We start from the raw sequence: 19889 nt of genomic DNA on the forward strand, positions 1-19889 counted from the left end.
CAAAGGGGAGAGGGGGGAAGGACGAATACTTATTCTTTCGGATCTTTACCCGCCAGCAGCTTGTCCAGCTCATCGCCGCCCACGTGACGGAAATCCTGCCCCTTCACGAAGTAGAAGATGTATTCGCAGATGTTCTGGCAGCGGTCACCGATACGCTCGATAGAACGGGCGCAGAACAGCGCGGTCAGCACGCTTGGAATCGTACGGGAATCTTCCATCATGTAGGTCATCAGCTGACGCACGATGCCTTCATATTCCTGGTCAACTTTCTTGTCTTCACGGTAGATACGCACCGCTTCATCCAGATCCATACGCGCGAAAGCGTCCAGCACGTCGTGCAGCATCTGCACGGTGTGGCGCCCCAGCGATTCCAGGCTGACCAACAGCGGCTGGTGCTGTTGGGAGAACTTCTCCAGCGCGGTGCGGCAAATTTTGTCCGCTACGTCGCCAATACGTTCCAGCTCGGCGATGGTTTTGATGATCGCCATCACCAGGCGCAGGTCGCTGGCGGTAGGCTGGCGTTTGGCGATGATACGCACGCAGGCTTCATCGATCGCCACTTCCATCATGTTGACCTTCTGGTCACCGGCGATAACGCGCTTCGCCAGCTCGCTGTCCTGGTTGTGCATCGCGGTGATCGCGTCGGAGAGCTGTTGTTCCACCAGCCCGCCCATCGTCATCACCTGAGTACGGATGTACTCCAGCTCGGCGTTGAACTGGCCAGAAATGTGTTTGTTTAAGTTGAGGTTATCCATCGCGCTCTCCAAATCAACCGTAGCGGCCAGTAATGTAATCTTCGGTTTGTTTCTTCGCTGGCGTAGTAAACAGCGTATCGGTTTCGCTGAATTCGATCAGCTCGCCGAGGTACATAAACGCCGTGTGGTCAGAACAACGCGCCGCCTGCTGCATGTTGTGGGTCACGATCACTACGGTATAGTCTTCTTTCAGCTCGGTGATCAGCTCTTCAATACGCCCGGTGGAGATCGGGTCAAGCGCGGAACACGGCTCATCCAGCAGCAGAACTTCCGGGCGAATCGCGATGCCGCGAGCGATGCACAGACGCTGCTGCTGACCACCGGAGAGGCTGTAGCCGCTCTGGTGCAGTTTATCTTTAGTTTCGTTCCACAGCGCGGCTTTGGTCAATGCCCACTGCACGCGTTCATCCATGTCGCTGCGGGACAGCTTTTCAAACAGACGCACGCCAAAAGCGATGTTGTCGTAAATAGACATCGGGAACGGCGTCGGCTTCTGGAAGACCATGCCGACTTTGGCACGCAGCAGGGCTATGTCCTGGCTCTGGGTGAGAATATTTTCCCCGTCCAGCAGGATTTCACCTTCTGCACGCTGCTCAGGGTAGAGCGAGTACATTTTGTTAAAGGTACGCAGCAGGGTGGATTTACCACAGCCTGACGGCCCAATGAAGGCGGTAACCTGGTTCTTCGCGATATCCAGATTGATGTTCTTCAGGGCGTGGAACTTACCGTAATAGAAGTTCAGATCGCGAACCTGGATTTTGCCTGGGGCTAAATCAACCTTACTCATCTGTGTCTTAATCTCCGTCCGGCGCCGCGAGGGCCGCGCCGTAAAATTTAACCGTGTTTACTCTTCGAGAAAATCACGCGCGCCAGAATGTTCAGCAGCAGCACGCAGAGGGTAATAATCAGCACCCCTGCCCAGGCCAGCTGTTGCCATTCGGCAAACGGGCTCATAGCAAATTTGAAAATGGTCACCGGCAGGTTGGCGATAGGCTGCATCATATCCGTGCTCCAGAACTGGTTGGAGAGGGAGGTGAAGAGCAGCGGAGCGGTTTCGCCAGCGATACGGGCAATCGCCAGCAGCACGCCGGTGATAATCCCAGAAACGGACGCCTTAAGCGTAATCGCGGAGATCATCTTCCATTTTGGTGTTCCCAGTGCGTAAGCTGCTTCGCGCAGGCTGTCCGGCACCAGTTTCAGCATGTTTTCAGTGGTACGAATGACAATAGGCACCTGCAGCAGCGCCAACGCAATCACGCCCGCCCAGCCGGAGAAGTGTTCCATTTTCGCCACCACAATGGTGTAAACGAACAGACCGACCACAATCGATGGGGCGGACAGAAGAATGTCGTTAATAAAACGAATCACTTCGGCCAGGGCGGATTTACGGCCATATTCGGCCAGATAAATCCCGGCCATGATGCCCAGCGGCGTACCGATAACGGTCGCCCACAGGATCAGCAGGCCGCTGCCCGCCAGGGCGTTAGCCAGGCCACCGCCCGCGGTATTAGGCGGAGGCGTCATTTCGGTAAACAGCGCCAGCGACATGCCGTCGATGCCGCGGGTTACCGTGGAAAACAGGATCCACACCAGCCAAAACAGACCGAACACCATGGTCGCCATAGAGAGCGTCAGGGCGATACGGTTCTTCATGCGGCGACGCGCCTGCATTTTGCGGCGCGACTCAGCCAGTGCCGCGCTGCTTTGCATTTCCATCGTGGTCATGAGCGAGCCCCTTCGTTTTTCGCCAGGCGCATAATCATGAACTTAGAGATAGCCAGTACGATAAAGGTAATCACAAACAGAATTAGGCCAAGCTCCATCAGTGCGGCGGTGTGCAGGCCGGATTCTGCTTCGGCAAATTCGTTCGCCAGTGCTGAGGTAATACTGTTGCCAGGCATATACAGTGAAGCGCTATCGAGCTGGTAGGTGTTACCGATGATAAAGGTCACCGCCATGGTTTCACCCAGCGCACGGCCAAGGCCAAGCATCACGCCGCCAATCACGCCATTTTTGGTGAATGGCAGCACGATGCGCCAGATGACTTCCCAGGTGGTACAGCCGATGCCGTAGGCCGACTCTTTCATCATTACCGGCGTTTGCTCAAAGACATCGCGCATCACGGAGGCGATGTACGGGATGATCATAATCGCGAGGATCACACCGGCAGCAAGAATGCCGATACCAAACGCAGGGCCAGAGAACAGCGCGCCAACGATAGGCACGGCAGAGAGCACGTTGCCTACGGGCTCCTGGAAGTAAGTCGCGAACAGGGGAGCAAAGATAAACAGGCCCCACATGCCGTACACGATACTTGGAATGGCCGCCAGCAGTTCAATGGCGATACCCAGCGGGCGCTTCAGCCAGCCAGGCGCAAGTTCTGTCAGGAACAGCGCGATACCAAAGCTCACCGGGACCGCAATCAGCAGTGCGATAAACGAGGTTACGAGGGTTCCGTAAATCGGCACCAGTGCACCGAAGACTTCATTAGGAGCATCCCACTCTTTGGACCAGAGGAAAGAGAAGCCAAACTTCTCAATGCTCGGCAGCGAGGAGATAAACAGCGAGATGATGATCCCACCCAGCAGAAATAGCACAATCAGCGCAGCCAGTCTTACCAGCGCACTGAAAATTACATCACCTTGTTTGCCAGGGGCTTTAAACGTCGGCTTAGTCACAGCCATAGCGTACTCTTCGTAGTTGCTGAATAAACCGGGGTAACATACCTGTTACCCCAGATTTTTGCACTTAGTACAGCGCCTTACCGGAACTGTCTTTTACATTGGTCTTCCATGCAGCGCGAACTTGCTCAACCACAGAGGCCGGCAGCGTTGCGTAATCCAGGGCGTTAGCTTCTTTCGCGCCAGATTTGTATGCCCAGTCAAAGAACTTCAGCACTTCTGCGCCCTGCTCAGGGTTTTTCTGCTCTTTGTGGACCAGGATGAAGGTGGTGGAGGTGATTGGCCACGCTTCGTCACCTTTCTGGTTGGTCAGATCCTGTGCGAAGGATTTGCTCCAGTCAGCGCCTTTCGCCGCGTTAGCAAAGTTTGCTTCGGTTGGGCTTACTGGCTTACCGTCAGCGGACAGAAGCTTGGTGTAGGTCAGGTTGTTCTGCTTAGCGTAAGCGTATTCAACGTAGCCAATGGAGCCTGGCAGACGCTGTACGAAGGCCGCGATGCCATCGTTGCCTTTGCCGCCCAGACCGGTTGGCCAGTTAACGGTAGAGCCTGCGCCAATTTTGGATTTCCACTCTTCGTTCACTTTAGACAGGTAGCTGGTGAACACGAAGGAAGTACCGGAGCCGTCAGCACGACGAACAACCGCGATGTTCTGATCAGGCAGTTTGTGGCCTGGGTTCAGCTTAGCAATCGCCGGGTCGTTCCATTTTTTGATGGTGCCCAGGTAGATGTCGCCCAGAGTTTTGCCGTCCAGAACCAGCTCGCCAGACTTGAAGCCCGGCAGGTTAACAGCCAGCACCACGCCACCGATTACGGTAGGGAACTGGAACAGGCCTTCTTGCTGTAATTTGTCATCCGCCAGAGGGGCGTCAGAAGCGCCGAAGTCAACGGTGTTAGCAATGATTTGCTTCACGCCGCCGGAGGAACCGATACCCTGGTAGTTCACCTTGTTACCAGTTTCTTTCTGGTAGGTATCTGCCCACTTGGCATACACCGGCGCAGGGAAAGTTGCACCAGCGCCAGTCAGGCTTGCAGCTGCAAACGCAGTAGAAGCGCTCAGAGATAAGGTCGCGGCGACAACAGTTGCGACAGTGGTACGCATAACGTTCATAATGTCTCCTGCCAGATGTTCGTAAATTGTTGTTTAATTAAATACAGGGTAGAAAATAGGACAGTTTGGTGACAGTTAAATGTACGAATTATGACAGTTTTATGACAATCCGCTTGGCGTCATAAAAAAACACACAACCCCATGTTTTTTAAAGCATCAGTAAATTCAGTTTGTTTAAAAAGGTGTTTTAAAATGAAAGCCTATCTGTCTGTATTATGTACGATATCACTGATTATGACAGCCTCTACCGTTTACGCTGATGCCGTTGAGGCACGTAATACGGATAGTTTCAGCTCAACGCTCGCCACCTTTTCAGGAAGTAATACCCTCGTCCCTACATCGATTAAGGAAAGCACAATTGTCGAGATGAAGAATCGCCTGGAAAAGTTGCAGTCAAATTACGACGGTAGCGTCAGGAAAATAGATGAGCAGGAAAGCAGGCTGGATGAGATGAAAAACAAACTGTCTCAAATGGAAAGTAAAGCCAATGAGCAGCAATCCAGAATGGACAGCCTGAAGCGGGATAACGAGCAGCTTTCCCGCAAGATCGATGAACTAGCCCAGAAAATGAAATAACAAAAAAAGCCCTCAACTGCGTAGAGGGCTTCTCTATGACTCCGCGACAATTTATATGGCGACGCTAGAGCACGTCTCTGTCCAGCTCGGGCATCATCACCACGCTCTCCTGCTCGTTAGGATCGGTCCGCGAAATAATCACCACCGCAGGCTCATCGGTATTGTTGTAAGGCAGGTGCGGGGTATCCATCGGGATATAAAGAAAGCTGCCGGCGGGAAGCTCAAGAAAATGCTCCAGCGCATCACCATAAAGCACCGATGAAGTTCCGCTCAGGGCATAAATTGCGGTTTCATGGTGTTCGTGCTTGTGGGCTTTGGCCTGCGAACGAGGAGGAATGGTCGCCAGCTGCATATGGATATGCTGCGAATCGACGGCCTCCTTTGAAACACCTACCTGATAAGAAAGCCCCTGCTTGCCTATAAATACTGGCTGCGGCTTGACCAGCCGACAGTGAGGTTTGTTTGCCGACATTTGTTGTTTCCCGCTCAGAAATAAAAACACCCTGCAAACTCGCCGTTCGCAGGGTGGATGCGAAAGCTAACCCGGTATATCGCCCGAGGTAGCTTCGTTTATAGCATTATTGATCTGGTGAGAAACGGCTTTTCCATCCGCTAATCGCGACTGATTAGTGACAAAAAATTACTCAACCGTTACCGATTTCGCCAGGTTACGCGGCTGGTCAACGTCGGTGCCTTTGATCAGCGCCACGTGGTAGGACAGCAGTTGCAGCGGCACGGTGTAGAAGATAGGCGCAATCACCTCTTCCACATGCGGCATCTCGATGATGTGCATATTGTCGCTGCTGGTAAAGCCAGCGTCACGGTCGGCGAACACATACAGCTGGCCACCGCGGGCGCGAACTTCTTCGATGTTGGATTTCAGTTTTTCCAACAGCTCATTGTTCGGAGCCACAACGATAACCGGCATATCGGCATCGATCAGCGCCAGCGGGCCGTGCTTCAGCTCACCCGCCGCATAGGCTTCGGCGTGAATATAGGAGATCTCTTTCAGCTTCAGCGCACCTTCCATGGCGATCGGGTACTGATCGCCACGGCCAAGGAACAGCGCATGATGCTTGTCAGAGAAATCTTCCGCCAGTTGCTCAATGCGTTTGTCCTGGGACAGCATCTGCTCGATACGGCTTGGCAGCGCCTGCAGGCCATGTACGATATCTTGCTCAACCTGTGCGTCAGCGCCTTTCAGGCGGCTCAGTTTAGCCACCAGCATCAACAGTACGGTCAGTTGAGTGGTAAACGCTTTGGTTGAGGCCACGCCGATTTCCGTTCCGGCATTGGTCATCAGCGCCAGGTCGGATTCACGCACCAGAGAAGAGCCTGCCACGTTACAAATCGCCAGTGAACCGAGATAGCCCAGCTCTTTGGAAAGGCGAAGCGCCGCGAGGGTGTCCGCCGTTTCGCCAGACTGGGAAAGGGTGATCATCAGGCTGTTGCGGCGCACCGCAGATTTGCGGTAGCGGAATTCAGAGGCGATTTCGACATCACAAGGCACGCCGGCCAGCGCTTCAAACCAGTAGCGGGAAACCATGCCTGAGTTATACGACGTACCGCAGGCTACGATTTGAATATGCTCAACTTGAGAGAGCATTTCATTGGCTTTTGGCCCCAGCTCCGTCAAATCCACTTCACCGTGGCTGATGCGCCCGGCCAGGGTGTTTTTGATGGCGTTCGGCTGCTCGTAGATCTCTTTCTGCATGTAATGACGGTAAATGCCTTTGTCACCCGCGTCATACTGCAGATTGGATTCGATGTCCGGGCGCTTAACCTGCTCGCCTTTAGTATCAAAAACGGTCACCGCGCGACGGGTCACTTCTGCGATATCGCCTTCTTCGAGAAAGATAAAGCGGCGGGTTACCGGCAACAGTGCCAGCTGATCGGAGGCGATAAAGTTTTCACCCATGCCCAGGCCGATAACCATCGGGCTACCGGAACGCGCGGCCAGCAGCACATCCGGGTTACGGGTATCCATGATTACGGTGCCATAAGCGCCGCGAAGCTGAGGAATAGTGCGAAGGACAGCGTCGCGCAGCGTGCCACCCTGCTCCAGTTCCCAATGCACCAGATGAGCAATAACTTCGGTATCCGTCTGGGAGACAAACGTGTAGCCGCGAGACTGAAGCAATTCACGCAGCGGTTCGTGGTTTTCGATAATGCCGTTGTGTACGACCACAATATGGTCGGAGACATGTGGGTGAGCATTAGTTTCTGAAGGTTCGCCGTGCGTTGCCCAACGGGTATGGGCAATCCCGGTGCCGCCATGCAGAGCGGTTTCTTCCGCAGCTTCCGCCAGTTTCTGTACTTTACCCAAACGACGCAGACGGGTCATGTGACCTTTATTGTCCACAACCGCCAGGCCCGCAGAGTCGTACCCGCGGTATTCCAGACGACGGAGTCCTTCAAGAAGGATTTCAGCGATATCACGTTGCGCCACTGCGCCAACAATTCCACACATAATTTTTAAGTCCTGAGAATGGCGTTAGCCATGTGTTGTCGCTGACCTGTTTATTCCGGTATTTCCGGAGCCCCGAGCCTTGTAGAGAGTGGGGTTATTTTTATGGTTACTGCTTTTGGGTGGGGCATTTTCAAGAATGACCCTCACCCCAGCCCTCTCCCTGGAAGGGAGAAGGAGGAAATCTGTGTTTTATTCAGCTCCCAGGCCCTTAGAGAGGAAGGGAAAGTCATCTCAGTCCAGTTCCCTCTCCCTTTGGGGAGAGGGTTAGGGTGAGGGGAGATTACTTTTTCTTAACCGGACGCTGCCAGCCCTGAATATGTTTCTGTTTTACGCGGCTGATCACCAGTTCATTTTCAGCAATGTCGCGCGTCACTGTCGTCCCGGCGCCAATTGTGACACCGCTGGCCACAGTGACCGGGGCCACCAGTTGAGTATCAGAGCCAACAAACACGTCATCACCAATGATCGTTTTATGTTTGTTCGCGCCGTCGTAATTGCAGGTAATTGTGCCCGCACCGATGTTCACGTTGTCGCCAATTTCGGCATCACCGAGGTAGCTCAAATGGCCCGCTTTGGAACCTTTCCCCAGACGAGCTTTCTTCATTTCAACGAAGTTGCCCACGTGAGCGCCTTCCGCCAGTTCCGCGCCAGGGCGCAGGCGGGCAAATGGCCCGATGGTGCAGGCGGCTTCAAGCGTCGCATCTTCAATAACCGTATACGGACTGATTTCGCAGTCATCACCGATGACGGCATTTTTAATCACGCAGCCGGTCCCGATCTTCACGCGGTTACCCAGCGTAACGCGACCTTCCACAATGACATTAGTATCTATTTCAACATCGCGCCCGTGCGTGAATTCACCGCGCAGATCGAACCGAGCCGGATCGCGGAGCATAACGCCCGCCAGCAGCAGCTTATCGGCCTGCTCCGTCTGGTAAACGCGTTCCAGGCGAGAAAGCTGCAGGCGGTTATTCACGCCTTCGACTTCACTCAGTCGATCCGGATGAACGGCGGCAATTTCACGGCCTTCACCATGAGCCAGGGCAATAATGTCCGTGATGTAAAACTCGCCCTGGGCGTTGTTGTTATCCAGCTTGCCGAGCCAGCGCTTCAGATCTGCGCCGTTAGCCACCAGAATCCCGGTGTTGATTTCATTGATTTTGCGCTGTTCTTCGCTGGCGTCTTTATGCTCAACGATGCCAACGACCTTGCCATTTTCCCGCGCAATGCGGCCATAGCCGGTCGGATCATCAAGCTTAACGGTCAGCAAACCAATGCCGCCCTGCGGTTTAGCTTCACGCAGGCGCTGTAAAGTTTCGACGGAGATCAGCGGCACATCGCCGTACAGCATCAGAATGTCTTCGTCATCGGCAAAGAACGGCGCCGCCATCTGCATCGCGTGGCCGGTTCCCAGCTGCTCCGCCTGCAGTACCCAGTTAAGCGAGCCGTCGTTCAGGGTTTGCTTTAGCAGATCCCCGCCGTGGCCATACACCAGGTTCACCCGCTGAGCACCTAATTTATTAGCGGCATCAATGACATGCTGAACCATTGGCTTCCCAGCCAGCGTGTGCAGCACCTTTGGAAGATCTGAGTACATGCGGGTTCCTTTGCCGGCGGCAAGGATAACCACGCTCATTGCGCTGTTTGACATACGTGTCCTGAATCTGTTTAGTGTGTGAAGTAAAGCGATTTAGCCTTGAAAATTCTACATATTTTGCACCAAAAAATACGCTGCTGCTAATTTCACCGCCTTGAGATTATCTGCGTCTTTTATAGCAGTAATCGCGGCAGAATCCATGAGAATTAAGGCCGAAATAGGGGCTAAACACCCCGAGAAAACCGCTATCTAGCTGGTTTTATGGTTATTTTGAGCATGGAATAAAGCTGAGGAATAAAAAAATGCCAGTCAGGTTTCCCGGACTGGCATTTGTCTTTTCAAGCAGGTAGTTACATCGCTTTTTTGGTTAACTCGATAACGCGCAGTTTGGCGATCGCTTTAGCCAGTTCAGCAGAAGCCTGAGCGTAATCCACGTCACCGTGGGAGCTGTGCATGTGCTCTTCAGCTTTGCGTTTCGCTTCCAGGGCACGCGCTTCGTCGAGATCCTGACCGCGAATCGCGGTGTCAGCCAGGACGGTTACGTTACCCGGCTGAACTTCCAGAACACCGCCGGACAGGTAGATAAACTCTTCATGTCCGTGCTGTTTAACGATGCGAATCATACCAGGCTTAATGGCGGTGAGCAGCGGGGCGTGGCCAGGGTAGATACCCAGCTCACCTTCGCTACCCGTTACCTGGATCTTCTCGACCAGACCGGAGAACATTTGCTGCTCCGCGCTGACGACGTCCAGGTGGTAAGTCATAGCCATGTCACCCTCCGATTAGGCGTTAAAGTTTTTTCGCTTTCTCAACGGCTTCGTCGATGGAGCCAACCATGTAGAACGCCTGCTCTGGCAGATGGTCGTATTCGCCGTCCATGATGCCTTTAAAGCCACGGATGGTATCTTTCAGCGAAACGTATTTGCCTGGAGAACCGGTAAAGACTTCTGCTACGAAGAATGGCTGAGACAGGAAGCGCTGGATCTTACGCGCACGTGCTACCACCAGTTTGTCTTCTTCGGACAGTTCGTCCATACCCAGAATCGCGATGATGTCTTTCAGTTCCTGGTAACGCTGCAGGATAGACTGAACGCCACGCGCGGTATCGTAGTGCTCCTGACCAACAACCAGTGGATCCAGCTGACGGCTGGTGGAGTCCAGCGGGTCAACTGCCGGGTAAATACCCAGAGATGCGATCTGACGGCTCAGCGTAACGGTTGAGTCCAGGTGCGCAAAGGTGGTCGCCGGAGACGGGTCAGTCAAGTCATCCGCAGGAACGTAAACGGCCTGTACGGAGGTGATAGAACCGGTCTTGGTGGAGGTAATACGCTCCTGAAGAACACCCATCTCTTCTGCCAGAGTTGGCTGATAACCTACCGCAGAAGGCATACGACCCAGCAGTGCAGATACTTCTGTACCGGCCAGGGTATAACGGTAGATGTTATCAACGAACAGCAGAACGTCGCGGCCTTCGTCACGGAATTTTTCCGCGATGGTCAGACCGGTCAGCGCTACGCGCAGACGGTTACCTGGTGGCTCGTTCATCTGGCCGTAAACCAGTGCTACTTTATCCAGAACGTTGGAGTCGGTCATTTCGTGGTAGAAGTCGTTACCCTCACGAGTACGTTCACCCACGCCCGCAAACACGGAATAACCGGAGTGCTCGATCGCGATGTTACGGATCAGCTCCATCATGTTTACGGTTTTACCTACGCCCGCACCACCGAACAGACCAACTTTACCGCCCTTAGCGAACGGACAAATCAGGTCGATAACTTTGATGCCGGTTTCCAGCAGTTCCTGAGAGCTGGACAGCTCTTCGTAGGAAGGTGCTGCACGGTGAATAGCCCAACGGTCTTCTTCGCCGATGTCGCCTTTCATGTCGATTGGCTGACCCAGTACGTTCATGATACGGCCCAGGGTCGCTTTACCTACCGGGACTTCGATCGGGTGCTCGAGGTCATTGACTTGCAGACCGCGACGCAGACCGTCGGAGGAACCCATTGCGATGGTACGCACGATACCGCCGCCGAGCTGCTGCTGAACTTCCAGCACCAGCTTCTCATTGTTGTTCTGTACCTCAAGCGCGTCATAAACGCGCGGTACGCCGTCCTGAGGGAACTCGACGTCCACCACGGCGCCGATTACCTGGACAATCTTTCCAGTAGCCATCTTGAATCCTCTACGTAATTCGTTTACCCGTCATATTTCAATTTGCAGATGCGTTGACTGCCTTCCCTCACCTCAGTCACTTACTGAAGTAAGCTCTTGAGGATTTGCTCAGTTGGCGTCTTTCTGCAAACCGAACTATTTAGGGTAATAAACCTGGTTTAAACCGCGGACGCACCACCGACGATTTCGGTAAGTTCCTGAGTAATGCTGGCCTGACGAGCTTTGTTGTATACCAACCGCAGCTCTTTAATCAGGCTGCCGCCGTTATCGGTTGCGGCTTTCATCGCCACCATACGTGCGGCCTGCTCGCTGGCCAGGTTTTCTACGACGCCCTGATAAACCTGAGACTCAACATAACGACGCAGGAGGGTGTCCAGCAGCGCTTTCGGGTCCGGTTCGTACAGGTAGTCCCAGGATTTACGCTTCAGATCCTCATCTTCTGATGCCGGTAACGGCAGCAGCTGAGTGATGGTCGGAACCTGAGACATGGTGTTAACAAATTTGTTGCTGACAACGTACAGCTTGTCCAGACGACCTTCGTCGTAGGCTTGCAGCATCACTTTCACCGGGCCGATCAGTTCAGACAGGGAAGGGGTATCTCCCATGCCGGTAACCTGAGCAACCACGTTGCCGCCAACGGAGTTGAAGAAAGAAACGCCTTTAGAGCCGATCATCGCGAGTTCGCTCTGAACGCCCTTATCGGACCACTCTTTCATATCCGCCAGCACTTTTTTGAACAAGTTAATGTTCAAACCGCCGCACAAACCACGATCGGTCGACACCACCAGGTAGCCCACGCGCTTAACGTCGCGTTCTTCCAGGTATGGGTGCTTATATTCCAGATTACCGTTCGCAAGGTGACCAATCACTTTGCGCATGGTATCTGCATAAGGACGGCTGGCCGCCATGCGATCCTGCGATTTACGCATTTTGGAAGCGGCGACCATCTCCATCGCTTTGGTGATCTTCTGCGTGTTCTGGACGCTTGCGATCTTACTACGTATCTCTTTTGCGCCGGCCATGAGCTTCTCCTCAATGCCTTGCGGCTTGCCCTAGAGCAAGCCGCCAGACGTTACCAGGACTGGGTTGCTTTAAAGGAGTCGAGGATGCCTTTCAGCTTGCCTTCGATCTCGTCGTTATAGCCACCGGTCTGGTTAATTTCTTGCATCAGCGGAGCGTGATCACGGTCAGCGTAAGCCAGCAGAGCGGCTTCGAAGCTACCGATTTTCGCCAGTTCCACGTCTTCGAGGTAACCGCGTTCAGCCGCGAACAGCACCAGGCCCTGTTGTGCAACAGACATTGGGGCATACTGTTTCTGTTTCAGCAGTTCGGTCACTTTCTGACCGTGGCTCAGCTGTTTACGGGTGGCTTCATCCAGATCGGATGCGAACTGAGAGAACGCAGCCAGTTCACGATACTGTGCCAGCGCGGTACGAATACCACCGGACAGTTTCTTGATGATCTTGGTCTGAGCAGCACCACCAACACGAGATACCGAAATACCTGGGTTAACTGCCGGACGAATACCGGAGTTAAACAGGTTGGTTTCCAGGAAGATCTGACCATCGGTAATCGAAATTACGTTGGTTGGAACGAACGCAGAAACGTCACCCGCCTGGGTTTCGATGATCGGCAGAGCGGTCAGGGAGCCGGTTTTACCTTTAACTTCACCTTTGGTGAAAGCTTCCACGTATTCCGCGTTAACGCGGGATGCGCGCTCCAGCAGACGGGAGTGGAGGTAGAACACGTCGCCCGGGAACGCTTCACGACCTGGTGGACGACGAAGCAGCAGGGAAACCTGACGATAAGCAACAGCCTGTTTAGACAGGTCATCGTATACGATCAGCGCATCTTCACCGCGGTCACGGAAGTATTCGCCCATTGCGCAACCAGCATATGGTGCCAGGTATTGCAGTGCAGCGGATTCAGAAGCAGTTGCCACAACAACGATGGTGTTGGACAGTGCGCCGTGCTCTTCCAGTTTACGAACTACGTTAGAAATGGTGGACGCTTTCTGGCCGATAGCCACGTACACACATTTAATACCGGAGTCACGCTGGTTGATGATGGCATCGATTGCCATCGCGGTTTTACCGGTCTGACGGTCACCGATGATCAGCTCACGCTGGCCACGGCCGATTGGAATCATCGCATCGACGGATTTATAACCGGTCTGAACCGGCTGGTCGACGGACTGACGTTCGATTACGCCTGGCGCGATAACTTCGATTGGCGAGAAGCCATCGTTATCAACCGGACCTTTACCGTCGATTGGTGCACCCAGGGTGTTCACCACGCGGCCCAACAGGCCACGGCCAACCGGAACTTCCAGAATACGGCCAGTACACTTAACCTTCATGCCTTCGGCAAGGTCAGCGTATGGGCCCATAACTACAGCACCTACGGAGTCGCGCTCCAGGTTCAGTGCGATAGCGTAACGGTTACCCGGCAGGGAAATCATCTCACCCTGCATACAATCGGCCAGGCCGTGAACGCGGATAATACCGTCACTTACAGAAACAATTGTACCTTCGTTATGAGCTTCGCTCACAACATTGAACTGAGCAATGCGCTGCTTGATCAGTTCGCTGATTTCGGTGGAATTCAGTTGCATGCTCCAGTCCCCTTAAGACTGCAAGACGTCTGCAAGGCGTTCAAGACGGCCGCGTACGCTACCGTCAATGACCATATCACCCGACTGGATGATAACGCCCGCCATAACAGACTTATCGATTTTGCAATTCAGCTTAACTTTGCGTGACAGACGTTTTTCCATTGCGGACGTAATGTTTGCAAGCTGTTCATGGCTAAGTTCAGCCGCGGAGGTTACCTGAACCTCTGCAATCGCTTCACTCAGCGCGCGTAAATGCGCGAACTGCTCAAGAACATCCGGGAGCGCTTTTAAACGACCGTTATCAGCCATCACCTTAATCAGGTTCTGGCCGTTGGCGTCCAGCTGCTCGCCGCAAATGGCGATGAACGAATCTGCGAGCGTTTCTGGTGCCAGGGCACCGGAAAGAAGCTCTTCCATTTGTTCGTTTTTCGTTACCTCGGCAGCAAACGCCAGCATATTCTGCCAGCGGTCTACGCTCTGGTGTTCGACGGCAAAGTCAAAAGCTGCTTTGGCGTAGGGGCGAGCTACAGTAACAAATTCAGACATCAGCCCCTCCCTCCTTACAGTTCAGCGACCAGTTTATCGACGATGTCGCTGTTAGCAGCTTCATCTACGGAACGTTCGATTATCTTCTCGGCACCGGCAATAGCCAGCAGAGCGACCTGCTTACGCAGCTCTTCACGAGCGCGTTTACGCTCAGCGTCGATTTCTGCCTGAGCCTGCCCAACGATTTTATTACGTTCCTGCTCTGCCTCAGTTTTCGCTTCATCAAGGATCTGGGCACGGCGTTTGTTCGCCTGCTCAATGATCACCTGAGCTTCCGCTTTGGCTTTTTTCAGCTGGTCGGTCGCGTTGGCCTGTGCAAGGTCAAGGTCCTTTTGAGCACGTTCTGCAGAAGCAAGACCGTCAGCAATTTCTTTCTGACGCTTCTCGATGGCTGCCATTAATGGCGGCCATACGTACTTCATGCAGAACAGAACAAACAGGACAAACGCGATGGCCTGGCCGAGGATTGTTGCGTTAATGTTCACAGCACAATGCCTCTTTGTTAGTTAACGTTCTGATATTACTAGATGACTCAAACATCGCTCACTAGGCGACGGCGAACATCACGTACAGACCCAGACCAACAGCGATCATTGGGATTGCATCCACCAGACCCATAACGATAAAGAACTGAGTACGCAGCAGTGGAATCAGATCTGGTTGGCGTGCAGCGCCTTCCAGGAATTTGCCCCCGAGGATGCCGATACCGATCGCAGCACCGATTGCCGCCAGACCCATCATCACAGCGGCAGCCATGTACAGCAGATCCATATTCAGGTTTTCCATGACAGTCTCCAAGTTTGTTTCAGTTAAACGCAGTAGTGGTAAGTAAATTAATGTTCTTCAGACGCCATCGACAGATAGACGATCGTCAGAACCATGAAGATGAAGGCTTGCAGCGTAATAATCAGGATGTGGAAAATGGCCCACGGCACATTCAGAATCCACTGTGACCACCACGGCAACAGACCTGCAATCAGAATGAAAATCAGCTCACCGGCATACATGTTGCCGAACAGTCGCAGACCCAGAGATACAGGTTTGGACAGCAGGCTTACCCCTTCAAGGATTAAGTTGACAGGAATAAATGCCCAGTGATTGAACGGCTGCAGCGTCAGCTCTTTCGTGAAGCCGCCAATGCCTTTCATTTTGATGCTGTAGAACAGAATGAGGATAAACACGCCTAGCGCCATAGACAGGGTGATATTCACGTCCGCAGACGGCACCACGCGCAGGGCTGGCAGGCCAAAGATATGCTCACCAATGTATGGCAGCAGATCGATAGGCAACAGATCCATCAAGTTCATCAGGAAGACCCAGACGAAAATCGTCAGGGCGAGTGGAGCGATAACCTTGCTTTTGCCATGGTACATGTCTTTCACGCTGCCATGCACAAAGCCGATGATCAGCTCTACAAAAGTCTGGAATTTACCCGGAACGCCGCTAGTTGCGGTTTTCGCCACTTTGCGGAACAACACCAAAAACACCAGACCCAGAAATACTGAGAAGAACATGGAGTCGATGTTGAGCGTCCAGAAGGTAGCCGGGGGGTTATGCGGATCCACCAGCGAGAAAGTACGCAGGTCCAACTGAAGGTTATTCAGGTGGTGACCTATATACTCCTGCGGTGTAGAGATTTCTCCTGCAGACATGATGCCTCTTACCCTTTGTTGTTAATTACAGCTGGTGCGAGTATCTGCACAACCAGCACCGAAACCCACGTCACTATTAGCGGCAATACCACCGCCTTAAAGTACGCCAGCGCCACCACTAAAATGATGAAGGTCGCAATCACCTTTAGCACTTCGCCGAAAGCGAATGTCCAGGCCACGCGGCCTTTTGCGGGTGTATGCGCCTGATGACGCCAGGCAAAAATCATAAACAGCGCGTTTGGCAACCAAACCGCCAGGCCTCCACCGAGAGCGGAAGCGCCCCAAGAAGGAGCTTTAAGGCAAAACAGCAGTCCAATTGCTACCACAGCCAGAAGTTGGATGAACAGAAGCTTGCGGGCTACGTTCTTACTCAAGAGCGACACAGACATGACGTTTCCTAACTCCTGCTACCTATGAGGTATGTCGCGTGTCGTATAAAACTGTCTTTGCGACGCTGAGTCAAGCCTCAAAAAGCGAGCAAATTATACGGTGCGGCCCAGTGATTTCAAACAATAAGTAGCGAAAAGGTGAACAAATGTTTAATTAATTTTCCGCAGAGCCGTTTTCTGACTTTTGGTGAATCGCATCGGCTTCCTCAAAAAGTGCAAATAAGCCGAAATCCCTGACAGCAAAGCGTGCACACGATCACAAATTAAACATCTTATCGGCAGACATTATTTTGCCGCCTAAGAAAGCACTAATTACAGATGACTGATAATTAAGCTGATTAATGTGCACTCTGTTTAAAACAAGCTGAAACATCATAAAAACCTTTCATTGACATTCCAGTTAAACTTTTAACATCCGACAAAGGCCGTTTTTCGGCATAATTTTAGCCGGATGATATTTTCGAATAAAATTATTACCCTGGTAATTAATCACTTTTAAGTTAAAAGCAGGATAAATCCGAGTTAAAGATTAGTTAAATGTAACCAACCATTACATCGTTCGCCCCGTTGCTTTTTAACCTCAGTGAAACATCTCTATCGCGTCGTTTTTTGATAAATATTAAGTTTTGTTTGCCTTAATCAGCACCAAATGCCTCTCCCCTTCCAGGCTCGGCACGTTGAGTTTGACGATATTTTCAACGGTGAATCCGGCAGGCAGTTGGGTAATTTCTTCGTCCGGACGCACCCCTTTCAGCGCATAGAACTTCCCGTGCACAGCAGGCAGATGGTGACACCAGTTCACCATGTCGCTTAGCGAGGCAAAAGCCCGGCTGATAACGCCGTCAAACGGAGGTTCCGCCGGAAAATCCTCCACGCGGCTTTGTACAGGAGTAATGTTTTCCAGCTTCAGCTCGTGCTGTACCTGACGCAGGAATCGCACACGTTTGCCGAGGCTGTCCAGCAGGGTGAAATGCGAATCAGGGCGCACGATGGCCAGCGGGATCCCTGGAAGACCAGGGCCAGTGCCAACATCGATGAACCGGCTTCCCTGCAAATGCGGTTCGACAACAATGCTATCCAGAATATGCCGCACCAGCATTTCATCAGGATTACGCACCGAAGTGAGGTTATAGGCCTTGTTCCATTTGTCGAGCAGCGAAACATAGCCCACCAGTTGCTGCTGCTGATTTTCAGGGAGAGTGATGCCCGCTTCTTTCAGCAGGCGAGATAATTTAGTCAGCACGTCGTAAATCCATCAAAAAAAGAGGCCAGGTTTGCCTGGCCTGTGGTCGTCTGTTTTTAAGCGCTGCGTCGCAGCAGTCCTTGTTTTTTAAGCCAGACAAGCAAAATAGAGATTGCTGCCGGGGTGATCCCCGAAATACGGGATGCCTGGCCAATTGAAACCGGTTTGTGATCGTTAAGCTTCGCGATCACCTCGTTAGACAGCCCACTAACTTGACTATAGTCAAGCGTAGCTGGCAGTACCGTATTTTCATTACGCTGCTGCTTTTCAATCTCGTCCTGCTGCCGCGCGATGTAGCCTTCGTATTTAACCTGGATCTCAACCTGTTCGGCAGCCTGAGGATCTTCCAGACCGGGCGCAAAAGTCGACAGCTGCGTCATCGCAGCGTAGGTCATTTCAGGACGACGCAGCAGATCTTCGCCGTTAGCTTCTTTGGAAAGCGGGGCACTGAGCTGCGCGTTCACCTCTGCTACCTGCTCAGAGTTCGGGTGCAGCCAGATATCTTTCAGGCGCTGACGCTCACGTTCGATCATTTCCAGCTTATCGTTGAAACGAGCCCAGCGAGCATCATCCACCAGACCCAGCTCACGGCCTGCTTCGGTAAGACGCAGATCGGCGTTATCTTCACGCAGCATCAAGCGATATTCAGCCCGAGAAGTAAACATACGGTACGGTTCTTTGGTCCCCAGAGTGCACAGGTCATCGACCAGCACGCCAAGGTAAGCCTGATCGCGACGCGGTGCCCAACCCTCTTTCTCGGCAGAGAAGCGTGCGGCATTGAGACCAGCAAGCAAACCCTGAGCAGCGGCTTCTTCGTAACCGGTGGTGCCGTTGATCTGACCAGCAAAAAACAGCCCCTGGATAAACTTGCTTTCCAGCGTTGGTTTCAGATCGCGCGGATCGAAAAAGTCATACTCAATCGCGTAGCCTGGGCGAACGATCTTCGCATTCTCCATTCCCTTCATCGAACGAACGATTTGCATCTGAACGTCAAACGGCAGGCTGGTGGAGATCCCGTTCGGGTAAATTTCGTTGCTGGTCAGCCCTTCAGGCTCCAGGAAGATTTGGTGCGCGTTGCGATCGGCAAAACGCATCACTTTGTCTTCGATAGACGGGCAGTAACGAGGACCAATGCCTTCGATAATCCCTGCATACATTGGACTGCGGTCGAGGTTATTACGAATGACCTCGTGAGTTTGCTCATTGGTATGCGTGATGTAGCAAGGTACCTGCTCCGGGTGCTGGTTCACGTTCCCCATGAAGGAGAAGACCGGCATCGGGTTATCTCCGTGCTGCGGAGCAAGTACGCTGAAATCAATGGTGCGGGCGTCAATGCGCGGAGGTGTCCCGGTTTTCAGGCGACTGACGCGCAGAGGCAGTTCACGTAAGCGACGTGAGAGCGGGATCGATGGAGGATCGCCTGCACGGCCGCCGCTGTAGTTATCCAGCCCGATGTGGATCTTACCATCCAGGAAGGTGCCTACCGTCAGCACAACCGCTTTCGCGCGGAATTTAAGCCCCATCTGCGTGACCGCACCGACAACACGATCGTTCTCAACGATAAGATCTTCAACAGCCTGCTGGAAAATCATCAGGTTTGGCTGGTTCTCCAGCGCGGTGCGCACGGCCTGCCGGTAAAGCACACGGTCTGCTTGAGCACGAGTGGCGCGGACTGCCGGGCCTTTGCTGGCGTTTAGTATTCTAAACTGAATACCTGCATGATCGATCGCGGTAGCCATCAAGCCACCGAGAGCATCCACTTCCTTAACCAAATGTCCCTTGCCAATACCGCCAATAGCCGGGTTACAGGACATCTGTCCCAGCGTGTCGATATTGTGTGTCAGAAGCAGGGTCTGCTGACCCATACGAGCTGCGGCCATTGCCGCCTCTGTGCCTGCATGACCCCCGCCGATGATAATGACGTCAAAAGGATCTGGATAAAACATGGTAACTGCCTCGGTTTCGCGAATGAGGGTTTGTGACTTCCCGGGCTGGGGATTCTACTCAACTTTAGTCTTTCGAGAAAGCATCGGGATCTTCGGTTATTAAAAGAAGATCTTTTTTATTTAAAGATCTCTTTATTGTG

20 protein-coding genes are annotated in these 19889 nt (G+C 52.9%); 1 reads left to right on the top strand and 19 read right to left on the bottom strand.

Annotated features, from left to right (window positions below; all coding sequences use genetic code 11):
* Window positions 1-29 precede the first annotated feature (29 nt).
* From phoU to pstS, 5 genes are all read right to left on the bottom strand, one after another.
* Window positions 30-755, bottom strand: a complete 726-nt coding sequence (phoU, locus tag ACR6JA_RS16890) for a phosphate signaling complex protein PhoU (protein WP_008457720.1) — start codon at window positions 753-755, stop codon at window positions 30-32.
* 13 nt (window positions 756-768) lie between these two features.
* Window positions 769-1542, bottom strand: a complete 774-nt coding sequence (gene pstB / locus ACR6JA_RS16895; RefSeq protein ID WP_008457722.1) for a phosphate ABC transporter ATP-binding protein PstB — start codon at window positions 1540-1542, stop codon at window positions 769-771.
* Between the two features lie 47 nt (window positions 1543-1589).
* Window positions 1590-2480 (bottom strand): phosphate ABC transporter permease PstA, encoded by an 891-nt coding sequence (gene pstA, locus ACR6JA_RS16900; protein WP_008457724.1) that lies wholly within the window; start codon window positions 2478-2480, stop codon window positions 1590-1592.
* On the bottom strand, window positions 2477-3439 hold the full coding sequence (gene pstC, locus ACR6JA_RS16905; RefSeq protein WP_008457726.1) for a phosphate ABC transporter permease PstC: 963 nt from the start codon (window positions 3437-3439) through the stop codon (window positions 2477-2479). Before pstC ends, pstA begins: the two co-directional genes overlap by 4 nt.
* Window positions 3440-3503: 64 nt before the next feature.
* The gene (gene pstS / locus ACR6JA_RS16910; protein ID WP_008457728.1) at window positions 3504-4544 is read right to left on the bottom strand and encodes a phosphate ABC transporter substrate-binding protein PstS; all 1041 of its coding nucleotides are present in this window, start codon (window positions 4542-4544) and stop codon (window positions 3504-3506) included.
* A gap of 192 nt (window positions 4545-4736) precedes the next feature.
* On the opposite strand from pstS, the gene ACR6JA_RS16915 reads away from it, so the two are divergent.
* Complete coding sequence (locus ACR6JA_RS16915) at window positions 4737-5120, top strand: hypothetical protein (RefSeq protein WP_213713444.1); 384 nt, start codon at window positions 4737-4739, stop codon at window positions 5118-5120.
* 64 nt (window positions 5121-5184) lie between these two features.
* Here the strand turns inward: ACR6JA_RS16915 and ACR6JA_RS16920 are convergent, their stop codons facing one another.
* From ACR6JA_RS16920 to mnmG, 14 genes are all read right to left on the bottom strand, one after another.
* Window positions 5185-5592: a cupin domain-containing protein gene (locus ACR6JA_RS16920; protein WP_008457733.1), complete on the bottom strand. Its 408-nt coding sequence runs from the start codon at window positions 5590-5592 to the stop codon at window positions 5185-5187.
* A gap of 168 nt (window positions 5593-5760) precedes the next feature.
* Window positions 5761-7590: a glutamine--fructose-6-phosphate transaminase (isomerizing) gene (gene glmS, locus ACR6JA_RS16925; protein WP_166878955.1), complete on the bottom strand. Its 1830-nt coding sequence runs from the start codon at window positions 7588-7590 to the stop codon at window positions 5761-5763.
* Between the two features lie 280 nt (window positions 7591-7870).
* A complete protein-coding gene (gene glmU / locus ACR6JA_RS16930; protein WP_166994941.1) occupies window positions 7871-9241 on the bottom strand; it encodes a bifunctional UDP-N-acetylglucosamine diphosphorylase/glucosamine-1-phosphate N-acetyltransferase GlmU in 1371 nt (456 codons plus the stop codon).
* Between the two features lie 296 nt (window positions 9242-9537).
* Complete coding sequence (locus tag ACR6JA_RS16935; RefSeq protein WP_008457739.1) at window positions 9538-9957, bottom strand: F0F1 ATP synthase subunit epsilon; 420 nt, start codon at window positions 9955-9957, stop codon at window positions 9538-9540.
* Window positions 9958-9976: 19 nt separating this feature from the next.
* Window positions 9977-11359 (bottom strand): F0F1 ATP synthase subunit beta, encoded by a 1383-nt coding sequence (gene atpD / locus ACR6JA_RS16940; protein WP_008457741.1) that lies wholly within the window; start codon window positions 11357-11359, stop codon window positions 9977-9979.
* A gap of 158 nt (window positions 11360-11517) precedes the next feature.
* Entirely contained in the window at window positions 11518-12381 is an 864-nt protein-coding gene (gene atpG, locus ACR6JA_RS16945; protein ID WP_008457744.1) for a F0F1 ATP synthase subunit gamma, read from the bottom strand.
* A gap of 50 nt (window positions 12382-12431) precedes the next feature.
* Entirely contained in the window at window positions 12432-13973 is a 1542-nt protein-coding gene (gene atpA, locus ACR6JA_RS16950; protein ID WP_008457747.1) for a F0F1 ATP synthase subunit alpha, read from the bottom strand.
* A gap of 12 nt (window positions 13974-13985) precedes the next feature.
* The gene (gene atpH, locus ACR6JA_RS16955) at window positions 13986-14519 is read right to left on the bottom strand and encodes a F0F1 ATP synthase subunit delta (RefSeq protein ID WP_039299001.1); all 534 of its coding nucleotides are present in this window, start codon (window positions 14517-14519) and stop codon (window positions 13986-13988) included.
* 14 nt (window positions 14520-14533) lie between these two features.
* On the bottom strand, window positions 14534-15004 hold the full coding sequence (gene atpF / locus ACR6JA_RS16960) for a F0F1 ATP synthase subunit B (protein WP_008457751.1): 471 nt from the start codon (window positions 15002-15004) through the stop codon (window positions 14534-14536).
* 61 nt (window positions 15005-15065) lie between these two features.
* Complete coding sequence (atpE, locus tag ACR6JA_RS16965) at window positions 15066-15305, bottom strand: F0F1 ATP synthase subunit C (protein ID WP_000429386.1); 240 nt, start codon at window positions 15303-15305, stop codon at window positions 15066-15068.
* Window positions 15306-15352: 47 nt separating this feature from the next.
* Window positions 15353-16171: a F0F1 ATP synthase subunit A gene (gene atpB, locus ACR6JA_RS16970; RefSeq protein WP_039299003.1), complete on the bottom strand. Its 819-nt coding sequence runs from the start codon at window positions 16169-16171 to the stop codon at window positions 15353-15355.
* Between the two features lie 8 nt (window positions 16172-16179).
* Window positions 16180-16560 (bottom strand): F0F1 ATP synthase subunit I, encoded by a 381-nt coding sequence (atpI, locus tag ACR6JA_RS16975; protein WP_008457755.1) that lies wholly within the window; start codon window positions 16558-16560, stop codon window positions 16180-16182.
* Between the two features lie 619 nt (window positions 16561-17179).
* A complete protein-coding gene (gene rsmG / locus ACR6JA_RS16980) occupies window positions 17180-17803 on the bottom strand; it encodes a 16S rRNA (guanine(527)-N(7))-methyltransferase RsmG (RefSeq protein WP_166878962.1) in 624 nt (207 codons plus the stop codon).
* A gap of 56 nt (window positions 17804-17859) precedes the next feature.
* Window positions 17860-19749 (bottom strand): tRNA uridine-5-carboxymethylaminomethyl(34) synthesis enzyme MnmG, encoded by a 1890-nt coding sequence (gene mnmG, locus ACR6JA_RS16985; RefSeq protein ID WP_213713442.1) that lies wholly within the window; start codon window positions 19747-19749, stop codon window positions 17860-17862.
* Between the last annotated feature and the right edge of the window lie 140 nt (window positions 19750-19889).

It is taken from the genome of Cedecea sp. B1(4) (assembly GCF_059414925.1).

Excerpts from the sequence above, each read along its gene's own strand:
- phoU (WP_008457720.1), bottom strand. The coding sequence starts at position 755 with ATGGATAACCTCAACTTAAACAAACACATTTCTGGCCAGTTCAACGCC.
- pstB (WP_008457722.1), bottom strand. The coding sequence starts at position 1,542 with ATGAGTAAGGTTGATTTAGCCCCAGGCAAAATCCAGGTTCGCGATCTG.
- pstA (WP_008457724.1), bottom strand. The coding sequence starts at position 2,480 with ATGACCACGATGGAAATGCAAAGCAGCGCGGCACTGGCTGAGTCGCGC.
- pstC (WP_008457726.1), bottom strand. The coding sequence starts at position 3,439 with ATGGCTGTGACTAAGCCGACGTTTAAAGCCCCTGGCAAACAAGGTGAT.
- pstS (WP_008457728.1), bottom strand. The coding sequence starts at position 4,544 with ATGAACGTTATGCGTACCACTGTCGCAACTGTTGTCGCCGCGACCTTA.
- ACR6JA_RS16915 (WP_213713444.1), top strand. The coding sequence starts at position 4,737 with ATGAAAGCCTATCTGTCTGTATTATGTACGATATCACTGATTATGACA.
- ACR6JA_RS16920 (WP_008457733.1), bottom strand. The coding sequence starts at position 5,592 with ATGTCGGCAAACAAACCTCACTGTCGGCTGGTCAAGCCGCAGCCAGTA.
- glmS (WP_166878955.1), bottom strand. The coding sequence starts at position 7,590 with ATGTGTGGAATTGTTGGCGCAGTGGCGCAACGTGATATCGCTGAAATC.
- glmU (WP_166994941.1), bottom strand. The coding sequence starts at position 9,241 with ATGTCAAACAGCGCAATGAGCGTGGTTATCCTTGCCGCCGGCAAAGGA.
- ACR6JA_RS16935 (WP_008457739.1), bottom strand. The coding sequence starts at position 9,957 with ATGGCTATGACTTACCACCTGGACGTCGTCAGCGCGGAGCAGCAAATG.
- atpD (WP_008457741.1), bottom strand. The coding sequence starts at position 11,359 with ATGGCTACTGGAAAGATTGTCCAGGTAATCGGCGCCGTGGTGGACGTC.
- atpG (WP_008457744.1), bottom strand. The coding sequence starts at position 12,381 with ATGGCCGGCGCAAAAGAGATACGTAGTAAGATCGCAAGCGTCCAGAAC.
- atpA (WP_008457747.1), bottom strand. The coding sequence starts at position 13,973 with ATGCAACTGAATTCCACCGAAATCAGCGAACTGATCAAGCAGCGCATT.
- atpH (WP_039299001.1), bottom strand. The coding sequence starts at position 14,519 with ATGTCTGAATTTGTTACTGTAGCTCGCCCCTACGCCAAAGCAGCTTTT.
- atpE (WP_000429386.1), bottom strand. The coding sequence starts at position 15,305 with ATGGAAAACCTGAATATGGATCTGCTGTACATGGCTGCCGCTGTGATG.
- atpB (WP_039299003.1), bottom strand. The coding sequence starts at position 16,171 with ATGTCTGCAGGAGAAATCTCTACACCGCAGGAGTATATAGGTCACCAC.
- atpI (WP_008457755.1), bottom strand. The coding sequence starts at position 16,560 with ATGTCTGTGTCGCTCTTGAGTAAGAACGTAGCCCGCAAGCTTCTGTTC.
- mnmG (WP_213713442.1), bottom strand. The coding sequence starts at position 19,749 with ATGTTTTATCCAGATCCTTTTGACGTCATTATCATCGGCGGGGGTCAT.